This is a genomic window from Marinomonas rhodophyticola, assembly GCF_026113935.1.
Classification (GTDB): Bacteria; Pseudomonadota; Gammaproteobacteria; order Pseudomonadales; family Marinomonadaceae; genus Marinomonas; species Marinomonas rhodophyticola.
Genome location: NZ_JAPEUL010000004.1, coordinates 242030 through 262834, shown reverse-complemented (window position 1 = coordinate 262834; position 20805 = coordinate 242030). Strand labels below are relative to the sequence as shown.

Sequence of the window (20805 nt, the reverse complement as noted above, 5' to 3'; positions counted from 1 at the left end):
TTTTATTGCTCTGAATAATATGTAATCTATAAGTTTTTATAATCAGCGACGAATATTTAAAACGCCGCCGTTATCAATAATAAGTATTAACGCTGTGGCATATCAGCAACGCTGTAACCCATATTTACTAAAGCATCTTCAGGTATAGCTGGTATTGTTGCATTCCAATCAAGCCACTGCTGTCTCATCTCCGCTAATTTTTCAGGGTACTTTTTGCTTAGGTTTGCACGTTCACGTGCATCATTTGTTACATTAAACAAATACTCATGCGCATCAACTTTTAGATATTTCCAATCACCAACACGTAGTGCTCGTTGGCTACGATGGTTCATTCGCCAGTACAAAGATCGTTCAAAGCATTCAACCTCTCCAGTTAAGACAGGCATTAATGATACGCCATCAACTGGATAGTCTGGATCGAACTGCCCATTTCCGGCCTCAAGCAATGTGCGCGACCAATCCATGGTCATGCAATGCTGCATACTCACACGGCCTTTTTTCACTACGCTAGGCCAACGCACAACCCAAGGCACACGAATCCCCCCTTCAGTTAGATCCATTTTCCCTCCAACTAAAGGCCAGTTATCGGAGAAACGCTCCCCCCCGTTATCGCTTGTGAAGACAATCAGTGTATCGTCTGTCATTCCATGTTTTTCCAAAGCCGCCATAATACGACCAATGCCTTCATCCATATGGTGAATCATTTTTCGATAAGTATGGATATTGCCCCCTTCAAGGTGGAACAAGGTAGAAAGATTATCAGCTAAATGCGCATCATCTCGGGTTTCCCATGGCCAATGAGGGGCCGTATAGTGAATACTCAAGAAAAACGGTTGCTCTGATTTTTCTTCTGCCCGACGATTAATAAAATCTAAAGAATGCTCAGAAATAAGATCAGTCAAATAACCTATTTCTTTGTGTTCGTCTTCATTTATCCAAAGATCATGGTCGCCATAACCGCTTTTATGTGAAAAGTAATCGACCCCACCCGCCATAATTCCAAAAATTCATCATAGCCCGAAGATCTAGGGCCAAAGTGTGGAGGATATCCAAGGTGCCATTTCCCCATCAACCCAGTGTGATAACCCGCCTTTTTCAGCAAAGATGGTAAAGTAGGGATATGTGGAGGAAGACCTAATGTATCACTACCTTTACTTTTACTACTAATTGGCTCTTCTAGTGCGCCACGTAAACGATATTGATAAGCCATAGTCATCAAAGCAAAACGTGTAGGTGAGCAAACTGGAGAATTGGAATACCCTTCTAAGAAAATCATGCCTTCTTCCGCCAGCTTATCGATATTTGGTGACACCTTACCAAACTGTGCTTCACGCCCCCCATAACATCCTAAATCAGCGTAGCCAAGGTCATCCGCGACAATATATATAATATTGGTCATTGTTTTGCTCCTTTAAATCTTTTTGATAAATTTAAGTTATGACGTAAATGCCAGCCCCATAAAAAGATGGCTAATGAAATACCTATTTGATCCCACAGAATTCCTGGGGCAAATAACATGACGGCAGCCACTAAGCGAGCTGTAATTTCATAAAAATGCAATTTACGCAGGTGAAAACCAGTCAATGCTGTTGCCGTTAATAAAATACCAACAGCCAGTTTTATTAATAACCATATCCAAGAAACCAAATCGAAAGGAATACCTGAATCAGCCACGGTTAATAACATCGGGTTGAAAGCAAAAGTGAATGGAATAATAAAAATCATGATGCCAACTTTTGATGCTTGAACGGAAGTACCGATAGGTCCACCTTTCGCAATACTGGCGGCAGCAAAGGCTGCAATAGCAACAGGTGGCGTTATAGCCGACCCTACCGCAATGAAGAATACAAACATATGAGCCGTAAGAGGTGCCAACCCAAGAAGCTCCATTGCAGGTATTGCTATAGTAGCAACCGTCACATAAGCAGGGAGAGTTGGCATCCCCATGCCTAAAACGATACAGCAAAAGGCAGCTATTAATAACGAAACCAATAATGAGCCTCGAAATAACACTGGATAACAGAACACTGAACTTCACAGGTATGCCTGTAGCTGATAATGCTGAAATCACAATACTTACAGCCGCAATAGCCATCAATAAACCAGCGAAGGTTCTACCACCAACACATAGACTGCTTATCAGTTTAACGGGGGTAGCCCTAATGGCTGGATTGATCAAACTTAACGGCAACAAACAAGCCAATGCCGCAATGGAAGCGCCTGATGGAGATAGCCCATATAACAACAATGCGACAATGATGATTAAAGGAATAAAGATTAATAAAAGGTTTAAATAATCTTGTTTATTTGGCTTATCTACCCCCACAAACTCGTCATCCGCTTTAATATTTAAACGACGAGATTCAAACACAATCATAGCGAATAGACTGGCGTAATAAGCGATTGATGGTACTAACACAGCAATAATAACTGTCATGTAGTTTACGCCGACAAAGTCCGCCATCACTAAGGCTGCAGCCCCCATTATAGGTGGCATAATCTGACCACCAGTGGAAGCGGATGCCTCCACAGCTCCCGCAAAATTCGCAGAAAAGCCTCGGCGCTTAATCATCGGAATAGTAATAACACCCGTCCCAACCACATTCCCTACGGCACTACCCGATACAGTACCAAACAGAGCAGAAGATAAAACAGCTGCATGCGCAGGCCCACCCGCTGTTTTTCGCATCCAGTGAAAAGCAATTCGAATCATTGAATCGCCCGCACCCACACCTTCCAACAAAGCGCCAAGAATAATAAAAGGAAACACGGTTGTCGTAACGATGGCAAAAGTACTACCCAAAATACCTGTATCTAAGCTGTATAGAAGGTTTTGAGCTAAGGTTTCATTAACATCGTGACTAACTGTCTGCAATGGACCAGGCCAATACTGTCCAGTCGCCATATACAAAATCCCAATCACACCAAGTAGAGCAACGGGAACGCCCCAAATTCGCCAGCAAAAAAACAATGCACTGATTGATGCCAACACAGCAATCCACATTTCATATGAGCCAAACAGAAACATGCCGTCGTCCAGTTCACTGCTAATCCGATAAAAAGACCAACAGCACCACAACATACCGAACATCAAAATGGTACTTAATAAAGCAATAAATACATTTGCTTTTCCATTCAAATAACTTTCACACATAGCAAGTGCAATCGTTACAATACACAAAGCAAAAAAAGTCGCACGAAAAAATACCATTGGAAATGGTCCTATACGAAAATCTCCAATAGCAGGCATAACATTAGCAAGACCATATATACAAATGATAAAACTTAGTATGCCAATGACTGAAGAAACAACCCTTGGCAACGAACAAGAAAAGGAAGACATAAAAACTCCCTTAAATGGAGACAAATATCTCCATTTAATTAATACAACAAATAAATGGGAAAGTTTAATAACTACTTAGGCATTAGCTCAGCAGGAATTTCAACACCAATTTCTTGATAATAACGCACAGCACCAGGGTGCAATGGTGCATTAACTCCTGCAAAGTAATCAGTAACTGGTAAATCTCTAAAATTAGAGTTTAACTCTGCTAAAGTAAGACGATTTTCGATATAATATTTGGTTAATTTATAGGCAACATCATCCGCAATATCTTTTCTGACTGCCATCATCATTACCGTTTGCCATGTAATCGCTGGAGCATCATTTACTTGACCTGGATATGTATTCGGAGGAATCACAGCAGCTTGCATGCCTGAATCTTTATTGGGAGTCATTTTTTCACCAGAAAGACTAAGTATCCGAATATCACTAGATAAACTTAGTTCGGTAACAGATTGAGATCCTAGACCAAAAGTACCAACGTAAACATCAAATTGGCCATCTTGATAGCTCTGCGTTGCCGCTCCCCAAGGTGCCTTTATAGGTTCATAATCCCCCTCATCAGTTCCACCCGCTTTAGCCAATGCTACTATTTGCTGATTAGCCGAGCCTCCTGGAGGTCCAATAAATACCCGCTTACCTTTGGCGTCGGGCCAGCTTTTAATACCCGAATCGGCTCGAGTAATAGCATGAAAATAACTGCCAGGAATGGTAAATAAAGCACGTACATTATGAGACATGTCCTTCGCTTTATTCGACATCTTTATATATGGCCCCTCTCCTCTTTGCATCGCAGAAAATGCTGAAGGGGGAACGGCGGCAGAGTCTAAGCTACCCTGCGCAAGTTTAAGAAGTGACTTGGTTAATGTCTGGCCCGTTGATAATTGAATATCAACACCTGCTTTAGACCAATAGGGTGCCATAGCTTGAGGGATCATACCAAGTAGACTATTTGATGATGCTGTCTCCATACCAATCTGCTGAGCATAGCTCGCAGAGCCAAAAAGATACCAGCCAATACTATGCCAGCTGTAGACAACTTCTTCCGTAAAAGCTTTTTAGAATTATACATTTGCCTCTCCGCTTACCTTTTATTTTTTTGTTTAGCTGCAGACAATCTACTCCATTCCCAAAACATTCGTAAAATAGAATTATAAACATCCAATCAATCAAAAATGAATACTAGAGGGAAGATGTGAACTAGACAGAAACAGTCTTGACAAAAGCTAATTTTTAGTATCATTGTAATAATTAATAACGCCATAGATACGATGGATGTGTGTGAAAGCGAAAGCAAAACTTAAAAAAGTATAAAAATAATGAGGGATATAAAGTGAAATCACCTGAATTAAAATTTTTCGCCAGTTTAGAAATCGAGGTTGATAAACCTCAAGAAATCGGAAGATCAATCCATGGAGAGCGCCGTTTAATTCCTATTTTAGGTGGAAAAGTAATAGGTGAAAATTGGAAAGGGGAAATTCTACCTGGCGGTGCTGATTATCAACTTATTATTTCTCCAAGGATTACTCATCTAGATGCTCGATATATTATAGAGACGGACAAAGGAGAAAGAATCTACATAAAAAATGAAGCTATTCGTGTCGCATCTGAAGAGTTAACACAAATGATTAAAGAAGGTAAAACCGTCAATCCAAATGACGTATATTTTAGATGCTCTCCTAAATTTGAAACCAGTGCTGAAGAATTTCAATGGATAACTGAACGAATGTTTATCGGTATAGGCATACGTAAACCAAGCCTAGTAGAAATAAATTTATTTGAAGTTTGCTAAGCATTTTAATAAAAATTAAAAAACTTTTCATACATAACGAGAAATCAATGCTTAATGCCATTATATCGACTCTATTCCCTTTTTTAATATGGGCAAAAAAACAAACACCTGAAACAGTAAAAAAAGACCTCATTGCAGGTATAACAGGCGCGGTACTGGTCTTGCCTCAAGGTGTAGCTTATGCCTATATTGCAGGGCTTCCTCCTGAAATTGGCTTATATACTGCGATTGTTTCTGCTTCCGTGGCTGCGCTATTTGGTAGTTCATTCCATATGATTTCAGGCCCTACTGCCGCATTATCTATTGTCGTAGCATCGATTGTTCATCAAATAGGTTATTCTTCTACAACCGAACAAATGTTGATCGTGGTAACGCTCTCTTTTTTAACCGGACTAATACAATTTTTATTGGGTGCTCTTAGGTTAGGGGCATTAGTAAATTTTATTTCTCACACCGTTATTGTCGGTTTTACCACTGGAGCAGCCCTACTTATTGCAACAAGTCAAATAAAGCATCTTTTAGGAATAGAGGTCGCATCACGCCTATCCTTTATTCAAGAAATTGGTGCAATTTTAAAACATGTTGAAGAAGTAAATTTTTACGCTTTAATTATCGGTATCGCAACACTGGCAACATCAATAGCAATAAAACTAATTAATAAAAGACTACCAAATTTACTAATAGGTATGATTATAGGCAGCGTAATTTGTTTTTTTGCAAATGGTCAAAATTATGGTGTCGTTATGGTTGAAAGCATGTCAGGTACGCTACCATCGTTTTCCCTACCAGATTTATCATCTTCACGCATTTCCAGTCTATTTTCTGGTGCTTTTGCTGTCGCCTTACTTGGACTCATTGAAGCCGTATCTATTGCTCGCGCAATATCAGTTAGATCAAAACAAATTATTGATGGTAACCAAGAGTTCATAGGGCAAGGCATGTCAAATTTGATAGGTGGTTTTTTTCTTGCTACCTGAGCCTCAGGTTCTTTTACACGTTCTGGTGCTAATTTTGATGCTGGTGCGGTCAGTCCATTTTCAGCCGTATATGCAGCTATCATTGTCGCTCTTATCATTGCCTTTATTCCATCAGCTACCTCTTATTTACCACTTCCAGCCATGGCTGGAAGTGTGCTGTTAATCGCCTGGAATTTAATCAATATAAAAGACATTATTGAGATATTAAAAATAAGCTATGCAGAGGCAACCATTCTAATTGGAACCTTTTTTTCGACATTATTTATTCAGCTAGAATTTGCTATCTATGTGGGAATTATTTTATCTATCGGCTTTTATCTTCGCCGTACATCGAGGCCAAAAATCATTGAGGTTGCCCCCATACAAGACATCCAAAATAGGATTATTCGTAATATCCATCGATACTCACTAGACGTTTGCCCACAAATTAAAATTATTCGCATTGATGGATCCTTATATTTTGGCTCTGTAGACTACGTACAAAAAGAATTAGGGAAAATCATTCAGAACAATACCAAACACCTAATCATAGTTGCAAAGGGCATTAATTTTATGGATGCTTCAGGTGTCCATTTTCTTGAATCTGAAGTATATAGAATTGAGAAGCTAGGTTGTAATGTCAAGATATGTTCCCTCAAAGGCACGGTACTGGATGAAATTAAATCTATGCCTATCTACAACTCATTTCTAGTACGCTATCTAACAAACAATACAAAAGACGCGATTTCGGAACTACTACGACATATAAATCAAGAAAGATGCAGTCAATGCAGCGCGCGCATCTTCAATGAATGTGTTAATTTTCCAGCTAATGGCGTTCATGAAAAAAAAGAAAATGACATCGGATAACCGATATTGCAACATGGATTTACAAAAACATCTTTATAGGTCCTAATCAATGGAATCAAAACATCTTATTTATCTATCCGTCATTCTAGAAAAAGGCTCAATTACCGCTGCCTCTGAACACTTAAATATCGCTCAACCTACTTTAACAAGGGCCATGGCCACACTTGAAATGCAAGCTGGTGCACAGCTGTTTACAAGAAGCCGCTTTGGAGTATCAAGTACTCCCATGGGAGAAGCTTTAGCTAGAGAAGGTAGAGCAATTACCCGAAGGTTAAGTTCAGCAAAGGAACAAGTATCTCGCTATAAATTAGGTATCACACTTAATTTACGTATTGCCTCAGGGCCACTTCTAGCAATAAAAATATTACCTATCATCATTGAAAGAATGCTTCAAGAGCACCCAAATATTGCCCTTACCGTTACCTGCCAAAATCCTTCAACAGCTTTACAAGGGCTAATAGATGATCAGTTTGATATTATCATAGCTCCACAACCCTCTGATAAAAGAGCCATAAATATCCATCGCGAACTTATTATTGAGGATAAAATAGGTATTTTTTGCGGGCAAAATCATCCTATTACAAACAAAAAAAACCTGAAAAACGAAGACTTTGCAGATCTGGATTGGCTTAGTTTAGGTATAGCTTCCTACTTCGAGGAACAAACAACGGATATGCTTATATCTTATGGAATCCAAAATACAAAGACAAAAGTTGTTTTCAGAAACGACGCTATAATGCTAATGAACATGTTGTCGACAGGTCGTTATCTAGCCGCATTACCACATTTCCCTGTATCAGTCCTTAAAGACTCGTTCTCCGTAAAAGAAATTAATTTACCCGATGTAGTACCTATTGAAAGAAATATATACTTCATGTGCACAGAAACATTAAAAGGACAACTTGCATTTCAGTCTTTCAAAAAAATAACCCATGAAGTTTTCTCAGAACTAATACTAAATCAAAAAAGCCCCCCTATTTAGGATTTTGGGTACTAGCTCCCTCGAACTTTGTGACATCTTTCATGAGAAGAATAGTCCTATTCGATAAAGTCGTTTGTCGTTTTTGAAAGGAAATATCAAAAAATTCAGCTTATTAAGAGACAATAGAATAACATGGGGATCATTACATAACGCCTCATGTCGTAAATCATTATTTCCCCTCAGTTTTCTATCACTTCGTCAAAATGACTCAGAAATAAGTTCGTCTGATAGGCATCAAAGACTCGATGATCGATACTAAGAGACACTTAGCATTTTGATCGAATGACGATTGAACCGTCCCCATTAACCTCTTCTACCACAGCTCTTTTTTCATGTTTTCTGACACCCAAGCAGCCTGAAGCTGGTAAGCTATCCACTATATGATGAACAATTCTCTTACGCATAGAGGAACGCACCTACATCGCCCTACGAAAAATCAGCATTACCGATGCTGTCAGTTGCGCGACTTTATGGAGTTTCAGAGTCATTAACAGAAAGACCCTCTCGAACAGCTAAGCCAATCTATGCCTTACTGCTCCAGAGCGTTGCAAAAGCAACTTCGCGATGAAGAAAATCAGGCATTAAAGATCTTAAGGCGGATTTTTGCTTTCCTTTAAACTGAAGTTGTTGGGCGCTTGCAAAAAGTTACCCGCTCGGCAGAGCGGAAAAAAGGTCGGGAATGCAAAGCGTTTGCATGGAACATGAATTCCGCGTCGGGCTGAAGCTGCGACCTACCCTAGGCACAAAAGAACACCCCCTCCCTAACCCCTTGGAAGACATAAGGGGAGGGAATAAGAGCTATAGCTCTATGACTCTAGCGTTGTCGCCGATGCGACTACCAACATGGCTGACGAGGATTAAGATATCTGGTTTATAGTGGTTTTCTAGTGAATGACAAATTCTCTCGATGGTTGCTTTATCGAGTCCGTCGAAGGGTTCGTCCAGTAGTAGGACGGGGGTTTCTCGCAATAAAAGACGTGCTAAGGCGAGGCGTTTGCGTTGTCCGCCGGATAGGTTGCGTCCTTGGGAGCTGAGTAAGGTTTCCAGTCCGTTTGGTAGGCTTTTGACCCAGTCGGCGAGACCGACGGCGTCCAGTACTGCCCAGAGTTGTTCGTCGCTGGCATTAGGGTTACCTAGGTATAAGTTAGCCGCGATGCTTTGTTGGAAGATGTGTGGCGCTTGAGGCAAGTAGCTAATGTGTGTTTGGTACGTTTGGTTGCTGTACAGATCGCGTTTTTCATTGTTGATAATGGCATCACCTGATGACAGACAGTCGCCAGCGATGGAGGCCAATAAGGTGGATTTTCCTGAGCCACTGGCGCCGCGAAGCCAGATAGATTCACCCTCGTCCACACGAAAATCGATGGCCTTGTTCCCCATACCGCTGGATGCGTGAAAGCCGCGCCAATGTTTGAATGCCATCTGTTGAATGCGATCTATTTTGCCTTCGGGCTGTGCTTGAGCATCTTGGTGTAGTTGGTTTAAACGGCGCAAGCCTACTTGAGATTGACCTTGGGCGACGAAGGATTGCACTAGGGGTAATACTAGCTCGTTCACCGCCAATATGGATAAGATAAAGCCCACTACCCATGTGCCTTGTACACCCTCAATAAGCGTCCAGTGGTTGGACTCTGAGTTACGCTCACTGAGTAGAAAAAAGCTACTGGCGATGAGTAGAATAGTCCCACCATAAGACAGTAAACGACCCAAACTGATGGCTTGTTGGATACGAATTTCCATCCGACGCTGACGTTCATCTAGTTCGCCTAGGCGTTGCGCGTAATCCTTCCAATGACCACGAATGGTCAAGGTGATTAAAGCAGAAAACAAACTCACAAAGCGACTGCGGCGGTGAACACCTAAAATCTGCCCAACGTGAACGGCATGGCTGGCAAAATGACCACACACATAAGGCACAACTAAGACATGTAATAGCGCCGCAATCAATAATGGCCACAGTAACGAAGGCGAAATAAAGTAGGCAAAAATAGATACCGCAGCATAGGCTAATAAGGCGTATATCCAAGGTAAAAATACCACCAAGGGCCAGCGAATAATCTGATCAAGGTCACTCACTAGGCGTTGTAGCAAATCACCTCGGCTTTGTTCGTGCAAATTGGCAGCGTCTTTAGCGACACGCTGATCCCACACCCAAAGACGTAAAATGCGCAGTAGTCCAAATAAATGATTATGAGCGGTCACTTGCTCACCATAGCGGCCTGCGGTACGAAGAATAGATAGACCTCGCACAATCGCACCGGGCGTTAAATAGTTAAAAACTATACCAACGCCCATCGCTGTTGCTAAACCCGCCGCGGAGATAAACCAGCCAGAAAGACCCAGTAACGCAACACCAGCCAAGGTGGCGGCCATGCCAGTCACAACAGGAATAACAAAACCCCACGGGTTAGCCAGCAGAAGACGTTTAAGCGATAGCTTGGATACGTTGTTCATGCAACCCTCCTTTGGTTAAAGCCTCAATGTTTATCAGCCCAGAGTATTGGATGAGTGTCGTGGCTAACAATCAGCAAGGTTTTACCTTTTGACACTCGTTTTAACGTCGCCAATACCGCCTGAGCAGTCTCTTTATCCAATCCAGAGCAAGGTTCATCAAGTAGCCAGATGTCGGCGTTTGATAGCAAAGCTCTGGCGATAGAAAGACGCTGCATTTGCCCGCCTGATAAGCCTGAGCCTAATTCCGTCAGCTTGGTGTCTAACCCTGCCGGAAGCTGTTGAATAAAGTCATCACATTGGCTTTCAATTAACGCCGCCTGCAAGGTCTTTTCATTTGGCGTTTCAATCCCCAGCAGTAAATTGCGGCGAATGCTGCCGTTTACCCATTCCGGCGTTTGCGGTAGCCAAGCCAGTTTTGCTCGCCAAGCCGCTAAATTTATTTCCTGAAAGGGGTTGTCATTCACAAAAAGCTGGCCTTGATAATCCTCTTCAAATCCCAGTAAAAGATGTAACATACTGGATTTACCAACACCAGACTCACCACTCAACCAGATACGCTCTCCTGCGTTGATGCTGGCCGTGATGGGGGCTAATCGATAACGACCCGCATCACGCCAGCTTACATTTTCAAATCGTATCGATATCCGTTGATCGAAAAGCTTAGCGTCACTCGCTACGATGGGGTGGTTTTGCTCTTGTAAAGAAACAACGGGCGTGGGTGTGTCTAAAATCTCTAATAAATCTGTCGCGGCGGCTTCAGCTTTTTGTTTGGCATGGTAGTCGTTACCAAGCTGGCGCAAAGGCAAATAAAATTCTGGAGCAAGTAATAAAAGGAACATGGCTTGGCTCAAGGTAACAGGAGACGATCCGACTTGCCATGGCAAGACTTCCAATAAGCCTAGCCCTAAGTATAAGGCAATCATGGCAATAGAAAGTGATGCAAATAACTCCAAAGTTGCGGTCGATAAAAAGGCTAACACCAAGACGCCCATGGTGGTTTTCTGATAGGCCGTTGCACTATCGGACAAACGCTCTCGTGCTTCGTTGGTTCTATTCAAGCGTTTTAACTCAGCAAGACCTTGGCTCAAATCCATAAATTGATTAGACAACATGGCCAATACATTAAATTGTCGACGGTTGGCCTGAGCTGCTTTGTGACCAACAAAGATCATAAAAACAATAACCAAAGGTGCTGTCAGCATAAAAACAAAAAAGGCGATCCAAGAAATAGACACCACAGAAAGCAGGATCACACAAGGGATTAAGGTCACCATAAACACTTGGGGTTTATAGCGACTAAAAAAATCATCTAACGCATCAACTTGTTCGTAAACACGTGTAGACAGCGCCGCATCTTCCTCGATCCTTAAGCGCGCAGGTCCAAGATTTGTCAGATGTGACACCAATTTACGTCGCAAGCCGTAACGAATATCACGGCTCGCGCTGGTGCAAATACGCTCTCGGCCAAAGTTAGCCAAGGCACGGATCAGTAGAGCAAATAAACCAACAACTAAGAGAGATAGTGAAAAGGACTGATGCAGCACCATATCCGAAAATACATTTGCTAGCGCCCAAACCTGCAACACTAAAGACACGGCAAACAACACCCCGAAGCCTTGAGCAAGACGGTATTTTGATGACTGTTGATTCGCTAACTGCCCCAAAAATACCGCTTCCGGTGTTTTAATTCGACCTGGTCGACGAGCCTTTTGTGTTCCCTTCTCTCTCGTCATAAGACTTACTTCTGCTCCTCTTCACCTTCGTAACCACTAAACTCTAACCAAACGGCATTGATAATACCGAAAGAGCAGGCTAATAAAATGCCCAAAATCCAAGCAAAATACCACATAACTGATTCCTCTATTTAGTACTCAAGGATAGAGCTCATTAGAGCTCTATCGCTAACCCATGACTAATACAATGAGTGTGTATTTTCTTCTATATGTTTCTTCGTCAATCGACCATACATTACGAGGTAGCTCCATAAGGTATAACCAAGAACGATAGGAACAAAGATGCAAGCAACAACAAACATAATCATCATGGTGTTATGGCTTGATGTGGCATCCCACATAGTTAAACTCATGCTTGGATAGCTTGAAGACGGCATCAAGAACGGGAACATAGACCCACCCGCTGTGACGATAATCCCCGCAATACCAAGCGATGAACTAAAGAAAGCTAAAGCCGCCTTTTTCATCACGCCCGCCAACGCGGCCACTAACATCCCTGCAATACCCACAATCGGTGCTAACATTAATGCTGGCACTTTATCGTAATTGGCTAACCAAGCACCGGCTTGCACTTCTGCCGTTTTCATTAAAGGTGTCATGGCGGTATTGCCGTCAATAACACTGGTCAACACATAACCATCTATACCATAGGCTAACCAGATGCCCGCAATAATGAAGAAAACCGCCGCTAACGTACCTGTTACTGTGGTGGCTATGCAGGCTTTACGGTGCAAATTGCCATCTGTTTTCATTTGTAACCAAGCACCACCTTGTGTCATTAGCATCATCAAACTAACCAAGCCACAGAGAATCGCAAATGGATTTAACAAGGCAAAGAAAGAACCTGTATAAGTCACGCGTAGAAATTGGTCAAATTGAAAAGGCACGCCTTGCAACAAGTTACCAAACGCCACACCGAAAATAATCGGCGGAACAGCGGAACCAAATACAATGCCCCAGTCCCAACTAGTGCGCCACTTAGAATTCTCTAGCTTAGAACGATAGTCGAAACCGATTGGACGGAAGAACAACGCCGCTAATACCAACATCATTGCAAAGTAAAAACCAGAAAATGAGGTCGCGTACACCACCGGCCAAGCGGCAAATAAAGCTCCACCTGCGGTGATAAACCAAACTTGGTTGCCGTCCCAATGAGGGGCAATTGAGTTGATCATAATACGACGTTCTGAATCCGTACCACCGATCACCTTCAACAAGCTACCAACACCCATATCAAAACCGTCTGTCACAGAGAATCCGATCAGTAAAACACCGATCAACACCCACCAAATGACTTTTAATAATTCGTAATCCATATTACACCCCTTGCTTTAGCTGAGCGGTTTCTTGTTCAAGTGAATAGCGACCTGTATGCAAACTAGAAGGTCCCTGCTTCGCAAAGCGAATCATCAAATACATTTCAGCAATCAAGAACACGGTATATAAAACAGTAAAGCCAATAATCGTTGTCCAAATCTCGGCCGCAGTTAAGCTTGATACAGCAACATGAATTGGAAGAATTTCACCGATTGCCCATGGCTGACGACCATACTCCGCGACAAACCAACCTGTTTCACAAGCAATCCAAGGAAGCGGTAAGCACAGGATAATGAACTTTAAGAACACAGGATTTTTACCAATACGACGGCGTGCATTTTGGTAAAAAGCCACGGCAAACATGAAAAGCATGATAAAACCACAGGCCACCATAATACGGAACGCAAAGAACAATGGTGCAACTTGAGGAATAGAATACTCAACAGCCATATCTATTTCTTCTGATGTCACACGGTTAATATCGGCATTGAAAGCAGTCACCAATAAGCCGTAACCCAGATCCCCTTTCACCTTTTCAAAGTTTGCTTTCACCAATGGGTCAGTTGAACCACTACGTAACTGTTCAAGCAGTTGATTCGCATAAATACCGTTAATAATGCGTTGGCGATTATGCTCTTTCAATTCTTTGATACCAGTGACTTCATCGCTTAGTGAGCGCGTTGCAATGATGCCCATCAGACCAGGTATTTTAAGAGCAAATTCCGTTTCCTGAAGATCTTGATTGGGAAAGCCTATTAGAGTGAAATCCGCAGGGGCTTCTTGAGTTTCCCATTCAGCCTCTACCGCGGCTAACTTCACTTTTTGCACTTCACCTAGCTCATAGCCAGATTCATCACCCAAAATAATAACACTTAACACAGACGCCAAACCAAAGGCTGAAGCGATAGCAAAGGAGCGGCGAGCAAAAGCAAGGTCACGACCTTTGAGTAGGTAATAGCTCGAGATGGCAAGCACAAACACCGCACCGGTGACATAACCTGCCGAGACGGTGTGAACAAATTTTACCTGAGCCACTGGGTTCAACAGCAGAGCACCAAAATCCACCAGCTCCATACGCATAGTTTCATAGTTGAATTCAGAGCCAACTGGATTTTGCATCCAGCCATTGGCGATCAGAATCCACAAAGCGGATAAGTTAGACCCTAATGCGACACCCCATGTCACCATTAAGTGTTTAACTTTACTCAGACGATCCCAACCAAAGAAGAACAAACCCACCAAGGTTGATTCTAGGAAGAAAGCCATAAGGCCTTCAATGGCTAAAGGTGCACCAAAAATATCGCCTACATAATGCGAATAGTAAGACCAGTTTGTCCCAAATTGGAACTCCATCGTCAAACCAGTCGTCACCCCTAAAGCAAAGTTAATTCCAAACAACTTGCCCCAAAACTTGACCATATCTTTATAAACTTGCTTACCTGTAATCACATAGACGGACTCCATGATTGCAAGTAAAAAAGCCATCCCCAATGTTAAAGGGACAAACAAAAAGTGGTACAGAGCAGTGAGAGCAAACTGAAACCGCGATAATTCCACTACAGCTTCGTTAATCATATGACTTCAACCCATTCATTTGATTGAGAAAAAGGCGCTTGCAGACACTTACATTTAGCCGTGCTCTTATTATCCAACGCCCACCGTAGCCTCAAACCTTTTGAGGCTTACTATAAGGCCAGATTATGAGTGCAGTTTCGATTTAAAACATTGCGTTAGATCAAGAGAAAGAGAGTGAAGGAAATAAGTAGATAAAAAAGCAGAGACTTTACATTGATCAATGTCGACTTGTACTTTTAAGGGCGATCAAACGGTTTATTTTTTCGGCGCAATGCGTTGTCCAACATCTCGACTTTTTGCTCGTTTGTTGCCGCCTGCCACCTTAAAATGTCATCAATTGTACGATAACAACCCACGCAAACATCGTCGCTATCTAGACAGCACTGCCGAATGCAAGGGCTTTTTATGATCTGATCCGTTTCATGATTTGCTGGCATGGTGTCTATCTCTTGTTCGTACGTTCAAAAAGATTGGTAAGCCGCTTCAAGCACATCTTTTTTAACAGGCTGAAGAAAGTAACCCCGTTACATTACAAGGCTAATGATCGTTAGAAAAACAAGTATTGCTTAACGTTAGAGAAATTTTTAATCCCAATTGCTACGACGCAAACTTTTGATCTGCCCTTTTTGCTTTTTCTGATCAATACGCTTTTTCTGTGAAGAACGCGTAGGTTTGGTGGGGCGACGGGCTTTTTGCACACGAACCGCTTCAAGAATAAGCGCTTTCAAGCGAGCCAAGGCGTCCTCTCGATTCAGCTCTTGGGTACGGTGTTGTTGCGCTTTAATCACAATGTCACCCTCTTTAGTTAAACGTGCATCACTAAGGGCTAACAAACGTTCCTTATAAAATTCAGGCAAAGAAGAATGGGCGACATTAAACCTAAGATGAATAGCAGAAGAGACTTTATTCACATTTTGACCACCTGCGCCTTGCGCTCGAATGGCGGTTAATTCAATTTCGTGGTCTGGGATCGCCACGGCGAGTGTTATTTGCAGCATGATGATTGCTTAATATGTCTGTCTTTTGGAATGGAACAAGATTATAACAGGCTTAGCAACTATATGCTTTGACGCATCGTTTATCGATAAATTATCAGTTACAATCATTTTTCATTACAAACGCTTTTTTATTCAAACTAACAATAGTAGGAGTTTTTTTGTGACCCAGTTCCGTCCTTGTATCGATCTGCACCAAGGCAAGGTTAAGCAAATTGTCGGTGGGAGTCTAAATGACAAAGGCGCCACAGAGAACTTTATCAGTGAATATAACGCGGAACATTATGCGCTGATGTATCGCGAACATGGTCTTGTCGGTGGCCATGTTATCGCTTTAGGAAAAGGCAACCAAGAAGAGGCGTTAAGCGCACTTCGTGCTTATCCTAATGGTTTACAGTTTGGTGGTGGCGTAAAAGATAACAATGCCGCAAGCTATTTAGAGGCTGGCGCCTCTCACGTTATCGTGACATCTTACCTATTTGAAAACGGTGAGTTTTCATGGGATCGATTAGACAAAATCAAACGTGAAACGGGTACGGACCGCTTGGTACTGGATTTAAGCTGTCGCCGCACAAAAGACGGCTGGTACATTGCCACAGATCGCTGGCAAACAATAACCTCAACGCAAGTCAATCAAGCAAACTTAATTGAACTGGCTAATCATTGCGACGAGTTTCTCATTCATGCGGCCGATGTAGAAGGTTTACAGGCAGGCATTGATGAAGACCTAGTGACACTTCTTGGGCAAGGTTGCCCAGTGGCGGTCACCTACGCAGGAGGAGCCTCGCTCTTTGGCGGATCTTAAACGCGTTCACGAGTTGTCTAATGGCAAAGTCGATTTAACCATAGGCAGTGCATTGGATATATTTGGTGGTCATGGCATTACACTAGACGAATGCATCTTGTGGAACCAATCTCAAAACTCAGTGTAAAGCTGAAAACGCACACCAAGTTCTTTTATTGAAAGAGTTCAGAGACTGAGAGTATTCTTTTAAGCCGTTGTATTTACCATCATGCCTTAAATACTCTCGCTCTCAGCTCGACATACTATTCACCATACCGCATACTTGGTAGCTTATTTTTCGTCTCTAATCCTAGGATTATTTAATGTCTATATTTCGCACTGGCCTTTTACTTGCAACGCTTGTTATTAGCGCTTGCTCGATGCCAATTTTACAAGACTTACCCCCTAAAAAAATTGAGAAGAGCATCCCTCAGGAACAAAAAGCAAACGCCGATGCCGCTGCACTGGCTAATAATACTCAAATCAAAGACAACAAGAAGCCTAACCTCAATGGCGCAACAGATAGTGCGCCCAAGAACACTTTGGTTGAACAGCTTAAGGCTCAAAAGCAAGTGGCAACGAAAAATTATACAGAGCCTCAAAAGTCGTGTCGGTGAAGCCACTGAGCAACCGAGCTTACGCCCGATAGAGCAATTAAACTCCAAAGAGCTTAATGCCGCGATTCAGGCACTACGAACTTACATCAGCAAAACCAGCACGGAGCTGGCCTCACTGAATGCTCGCGTTAATGAGCGCCAAAAAACCATGGCACGTGGAGACACCATACAAATCTTCTTATCTGAAGCGACGGTGTCCCATGATAACGCCACATTCAAAGCACAACCACTGGTTGGACAATGGGTTCGCGGTGAAAGCCGAGTGATTCGCTTAAAAGACAACATTTTATTTGAAAGTCCAATGTCAGAAGATTTGCAAGTGACGTTTTCTGAAACCTATCAACTCATTATTAATGGTGAAGTTATATCCATCATCAATCCTAACAAAACCAAAAATAGTGCCAGCTTTGATGTTTCCACACACAACAATACTGGCAAGATTATTGGCAAGTTAGATTATCGCATTGTCGATAATAAATAATTGAAAATGGGCCTAGAGACATTATAGAAATCCTCAGGCCTTTGTTACCACTGGGATTGCTAATCAATCAGCTTTGCCGTTTTCCGTCTGTGTTCTGCATTGTCCAATACGATCTGTATATAGGCTAAATAGTCGACGATCGTGTTGGCGAATACTTTATTTTCAAGCTTTCTCACCAACTTACCAATACGTTTTATCACTTGCCAATTCACCAACATAATCCGACTAGGAGCATATCTATCGGGCGCATTGAGCGCTGACAAATAAGCGGTTGCTACGTAACCAGGCTCAGGGTTCATTGTGCCTGTGTCTTCTGGTAGAGAACCAACGTTAAGCAACAAGCGCTCGGCCAAGCGACGATACAAAGAAGACACTTTTTTAAAAACATGTTTATCCAAGGTATTGCCGACACGACCACATAACGCGGAATTGGCAAAAAAACCATCAAAGCACATAGAAAATATGTCACACAAAATGCGTAAATCCGCATTTTGGTTCGGCTCTTTTGGAAAAAACGGGGCATCAAGCATTCTCTGTTTCCTTTCAAAAAAGGGTGAACTTTGTGCAAATAAGGATGATTAAGGTCGTGTTTACTGCAAAGTTTCATAGGGAACGCTATCGCGAGCCTCTGCCCTATGATTGTATTGCCACATAAATTTTTTAAGGTCTATTCAGGTAAATAATAATGTCTTCCCCAAAGCTATTTATGCATGTTCAAGATCCATTATTAGCTTCAAACCTACTTTCGCTACAGAGCGTTCGCCAATATGAGCTTAACATTAGCCATCAGGGTGAAAACTGGCTCGATCAGCTCACTAATGCTCAATGTGATGTGGCGCTTATCGAAGTCAATTCGCTGCATGACATTGCTCTAAAAGCATTAGTCGATAGCCCGATACTCTACAAAACCGAGTTTTTGTTCTTCAGTCGTGGAACGCCCGATCCAATACTAGATTGTCTTATGCGTAAAGGCGCTGGTTTTCATTATCGCGCTCCTTTCAATATTAAGCTGATTCAATCTTCGTTAGAGGAAGTCTTTTGTGATACCAATCGTTCCCATGAGAACATCTGCACACAAGCCAGTTATCTAGACCAATTCGGTTTGTTAGTCGGCTCTTCTACGGCCATGCATTCACTCTATCGAACCATTCGTAAAGTCGCTGCCACCAAAGCCAACGTATTTATCGTCGGCGAAAGTGGTACAGGCAAAGAACTCATTGCCAATACGCTGCATGTTTTTAGTCAACGAGCCGAAGGTCCTTTTGTTGCCATCAACTGCGGAGCACTAAGCCCTGAGTCTCATTGATAGCGAATTATTTGGTCATGTTAAAGGCGCCTTTACTGGCGCCCATAAAGACCATCAAGGCGTTTTCGAACAAGCTGAAGGCGGTACTTTATTTCTAGATGAAGTCACCGAAATGCCTTACGAACAACAAGTCAAACTGCTAAGAGTACTCGAAAGTGGCGAATACAAACCCGTCGGCGCTCAACAAGTCAAAATGGCCAATGTTCGAATTATTTCAGCCACCAACCGCACACCAAAAGACGCCATTCGCGACGAAATCTTTCGTGAAGACCTGTACTTCCGTTTGGCGCAGTTCCCTATCATGGCTCCCAGACTAAGAGACAGAGAAGGAGATGCCTGTGGGCTTGCGCAACATTTTTTAGCTTACCGCAACACTCAAGATGGCCAACGCAAACAGCTTTCATCTCAAAGCCTAGAAAAAATAGGCCGATACACTTGGCCAGGCAATGTCAGAGAACTAAAACATGCGATTGAACGCGCCTACATACTGGCTGACGATATCATTCATCCCGAACATCTCATTACCCATGATTTCAATGATCAGGCAAAACACGACGAAACCTATGGCGTTCCTACCGGTATGCGCTTAGACGATATGGAAAAAATCGCCATACTCAAAACATTAAAAAAGAACGATGGCAATAAAACCGATACCGCAAACCAACTTGGCATTAGCATTAAAACGCTTTACAACAAACTCGACAAATATGAACACGTCGACTTGTTGTGAGAAACCATGCTGTGTGCTGCGCCATCGCCTCCATCAAAATACTCCTTACAAAACCAAAGCATTCACAAAACACCTAGAAAAAAGGCCGATAATATCGGCCTTTTTTCTGTTCTACTTAGCAATCAGTGTCTTTCGCTTCGACACCTTCTTTTGCTTCTTCACACGCGTCTTCAATCGCGTTGCCTGTATCCGTCATAGTGTCTTCAACAGTGTTGCCCGCATCAGTTGCAGCGTCTTCGATTGCGTTGCCAGCGTTATTCAAAGCATCACCAGCATCATCCATGGTTTGCTCAATCGCATCACCAGTATTGGACATAGCATCTTCTACTTTGTTTTCTTCAGCATCTTGACCACATGCAGCTAACGTCGCGGCTGTAACAAGAACTAGGGCCGTGTTTAGTAGAGTGCGTTTCATATTCATAATGGTAACCTCCATTTAGTCTTTAAAATACAAGAAGCAATAAAAGTCTGATGACCATGCTTCCAAATAATCAACTCAATAACACCAACATAGAAACACATTTCTGCGCTTGGTGATTGATTTCCATTAAGCTATTGCGAAGCCCGTGCCAACTTTCAAAAAAACACATAAACCATTGATTATTAATAATTTTAATAAAAAATAGCCATGGTCTTTTTTTATTTTTTTACTGCTATCAAGTAGTTTTTACAAAATATCTCGGTAACAATTTCCGTCGAGGAATTGTAAAGACGCAAACAATGTGGCGATTCTCTCACATAGCCATACTACGCCGAGCACAAGCCTTATATTGAAATAGACAAAAATCCCCTTGAATGTTTGCTCATCTGCCATAGAATTGGCGCATCTCTTATTGAATTGGCACAACGCCCTTGCTTGATACAAAGCAC

Annotated in this window: 19 protein-coding genes and 4 pseudogenes; 8 read left to right on the top strand and 15 right to left on the bottom strand. The window is 42.3% G+C overall.

All coding sequences use genetic code 11. The features are described 5' to 3' along the window. Positions 1-86: 86 nt before the first annotated feature. The 6 genes and pseudogenes from ONZ52_RS01935 to ONZ52_RS01910 all read right to left on the bottom strand — a co-directional run bounded on the left by ONZ52_RS01935 (position 87) and on the right by ONZ52_RS01910 (position 4314). Positions 87-995 carry a sulfatase family protein gene (locus ONZ52_RS01935; protein WP_265216946.1) on the bottom strand — a complete coding sequence of 303 codons (909 nt, stop codon included), beginning with the start codon at positions 993-995 and terminating at the stop codon, positions 87-89. After that, on the bottom strand, positions 932-1399 hold the full coding sequence (locus ONZ52_RS01930; RefSeq protein ID WP_265216945.1) for a sulfatase family protein: 468 nt from the start codon (positions 1397-1399) through the stop codon (positions 932-934). The genes ONZ52_RS01935 and ONZ52_RS01930 overlap by 64 nt, the downstream gene beginning before the upstream one ends. Beyond that, the gene (locus tag ONZ52_RS01925; RefSeq protein ID WP_265217761.1) at positions 1396-1674 is read right to left on the bottom strand and encodes a DUF3394 domain-containing protein; all 279 of its coding nucleotides are present in this window, start codon (positions 1672-1674) and stop codon (positions 1396-1398) included. The genes ONZ52_RS01930 and ONZ52_RS01925 overlap by 4 nt, the downstream gene beginning before the upstream one ends. A gap of 57 nt (positions 1675-1731) precedes the next feature. Next, positions 1732-1941: pseudogene (locus ONZ52_RS01920) on the bottom strand (TRAP transporter large permease subunit); the annotation flags it as partial. Positions 1942-2059: 118 nt separating this feature from the next. Then, positions 2060-3004: pseudogene (locus ONZ52_RS01915) on the bottom strand (TRAP transporter large permease subunit); the annotation flags it as partial. Between the two features lie 410 nt (positions 3005-3414). After that, positions 3415-4314: a TAXI family TRAP transporter solute-binding subunit gene (locus ONZ52_RS01910; protein ID WP_265216944.1), complete on the bottom strand. Its 900-nt coding sequence runs from the start codon at positions 4312-4314 to the stop codon at positions 3415-3417. A gap of 362 nt (positions 4315-4676) precedes the next feature. On the opposite strand from ONZ52_RS01910, the gene ONZ52_RS01905 reads away from it, so the two are divergent. The 4 genes and pseudogenes from ONZ52_RS01905 to ONZ52_RS01890 all read left to right on the top strand — a co-directional run bounded on the left by ONZ52_RS01905 (position 4677) and on the right by ONZ52_RS01890 (position 7943). Continuing rightward, the gene (locus tag ONZ52_RS01905) at positions 4677-5135 is read left to right on the top strand and encodes a DUF3237 domain-containing protein (RefSeq protein ID WP_265216942.1); all 459 of its coding nucleotides are present in this window, start codon (positions 4677-4679) and stop codon (positions 5133-5135) included. Between the two features lie 47 nt (positions 5136-5182). Further along, a pseudogene (locus tag ONZ52_RS01900) lies at positions 5183-6343 on the top strand (SulP family inorganic anion transporter); the annotation flags it as partial. 57 nt (positions 6344-6400) lie between these two features. Next, positions 6401-6961: an STAS domain-containing protein gene (locus tag ONZ52_RS01895; RefSeq protein WP_265217760.1), complete on the top strand. Its 561-nt coding sequence runs from the start codon at positions 6401-6403 to the stop codon at positions 6959-6961. Positions 6962-7010: 49 nt separating this feature from the next. Next, positions 7011-7943 carry a LysR family transcriptional regulator gene (locus ONZ52_RS01890; protein WP_265216941.1) on the top strand — a complete coding sequence of 311 codons (933 nt, stop codon included), beginning with the start codon at positions 7011-7013 and terminating at the stop codon, positions 7941-7943. 798 nt (positions 7944-8741) lie between these two features. On the opposite strand, the gene ONZ52_RS01885 is transcribed toward ONZ52_RS01890, so the two are convergent. The 7 genes from ONZ52_RS01885 to arfB form a co-directional block, all read right to left on the bottom strand. Next, the gene (locus tag ONZ52_RS01885) at positions 8742-10397 is read right to left on the bottom strand and encodes an amino acid ABC transporter ATP-binding/permease protein (protein WP_265216940.1); all 1656 of its coding nucleotides are present in this window, start codon (positions 10395-10397) and stop codon (positions 8742-8744) included. 23 nt (positions 10398-10420) lie between these two features. Continuing rightward, the gene (gene cydD / locus ONZ52_RS01880) at positions 10421-12130 is read right to left on the bottom strand and encodes a thiol reductant ABC exporter subunit CydD (RefSeq protein ID WP_265216939.1); all 1710 of its coding nucleotides are present in this window, start codon (positions 12128-12130) and stop codon (positions 10421-10423) included. Positions 12131-12135: 5 nt separating this feature from the next. Next, on the bottom strand, positions 12136-12246 hold the full coding sequence (gene cydX, locus ONZ52_RS01875) for a cytochrome bd-I oxidase subunit CydX (protein ID WP_111606907.1): 111 nt from the start codon (positions 12244-12246) through the stop codon (positions 12136-12138). A gap of 63 nt (positions 12247-12309) precedes the next feature. Beyond that, positions 12310-13446 carry a cytochrome d ubiquinol oxidase subunit II gene (gene cydB, locus ONZ52_RS01870; protein ID WP_265216936.1) on the bottom strand — a complete coding sequence of 379 codons (1137 nt, stop codon included), beginning with the start codon at positions 13444-13446 and terminating at the stop codon, positions 12310-12312. A 1-nt stretch (position 13447) separates the two neighbouring features. Then, complete coding sequence (locus tag ONZ52_RS01865) at positions 13448-15022, bottom strand: cytochrome ubiquinol oxidase subunit I (protein WP_265216935.1); 1575 nt, start codon at positions 15020-15022, stop codon at positions 13448-13450. A gap of 236 nt (positions 15023-15258) precedes the next feature. Then, positions 15259-15459, bottom strand: a complete 201-nt coding sequence (locus ONZ52_RS01860; protein ID WP_265216934.1) for a DUF1289 domain-containing protein — start codon at positions 15457-15459, stop codon at positions 15259-15261. Between the two features lie 147 nt (positions 15460-15606). Then, entirely contained in the window at positions 15607-16020 is a 414-nt protein-coding gene (arfB, locus tag ONZ52_RS01855) for an alternative ribosome rescue aminoacyl-tRNA hydrolase ArfB (protein ID WP_265216933.1), read from the bottom strand. Between the two features lie 160 nt (positions 16021-16180). Here arfB and hisA point away from each other — a divergent pair. Together hisA and ONZ52_RS01845 are read left to right on the top strand one after the other, a co-directional pair. Continuing rightward, positions 16181-16949: pseudogene (gene hisA / locus ONZ52_RS01850) on the top strand (phosphoribosylformimino-5-aminoimidazole carboxamide ribotide isomerase). Positions 16950-17311: 362 nt separating this feature from the next. Continuing rightward, on the top strand, positions 17312-17899 hold the full coding sequence (locus ONZ52_RS01845) for a hypothetical protein (protein ID WP_265216932.1): 588 nt from the start codon (positions 17312-17314) through the stop codon (positions 17897-17899). Between the two features lie 59 nt (positions 17900-17958). Here ONZ52_RS01845 and ONZ52_RS01840 read toward each other — a convergent pair whose 3' ends face one another. Continuing rightward, on the bottom strand, positions 17959-18429 hold the full coding sequence (locus ONZ52_RS01840) for a hypothetical protein (protein ID WP_265216931.1): 471 nt from the start codon (positions 18427-18429) through the stop codon (positions 17959-17961). Between the two features lie 155 nt (positions 18430-18584). Between ONZ52_RS01840 and ONZ52_RS01835 the strand changes: the two genes are divergently transcribed. Beyond that, complete coding sequence (locus ONZ52_RS01835) at positions 18585-19205, top strand: sigma 54-interacting transcriptional regulator (protein WP_265216930.1); 621 nt, start codon at positions 18585-18587, stop codon at positions 19203-19205. Beyond that, entirely contained in the window at positions 19192-19935 is a 744-nt protein-coding gene (locus ONZ52_RS01830; protein ID WP_321160262.1) for a sigma 54-interacting transcriptional regulator, read from the top strand. Before ONZ52_RS01835 ends, ONZ52_RS01830 begins: the two co-directional genes overlap by 14 nt. Positions 19936-20050: 115 nt before the next feature. On the opposite strand, the gene ONZ52_RS01825 is transcribed toward ONZ52_RS01830, so the two are convergent. After that, positions 20051-20356: a lipoprotein gene (locus ONZ52_RS01825; protein ID WP_265216929.1), complete on the bottom strand. Its 306-nt coding sequence runs from the start codon at positions 20354-20356 to the stop codon at positions 20051-20053. Positions 20357-20805 lie beyond the last annotated feature (449 nt).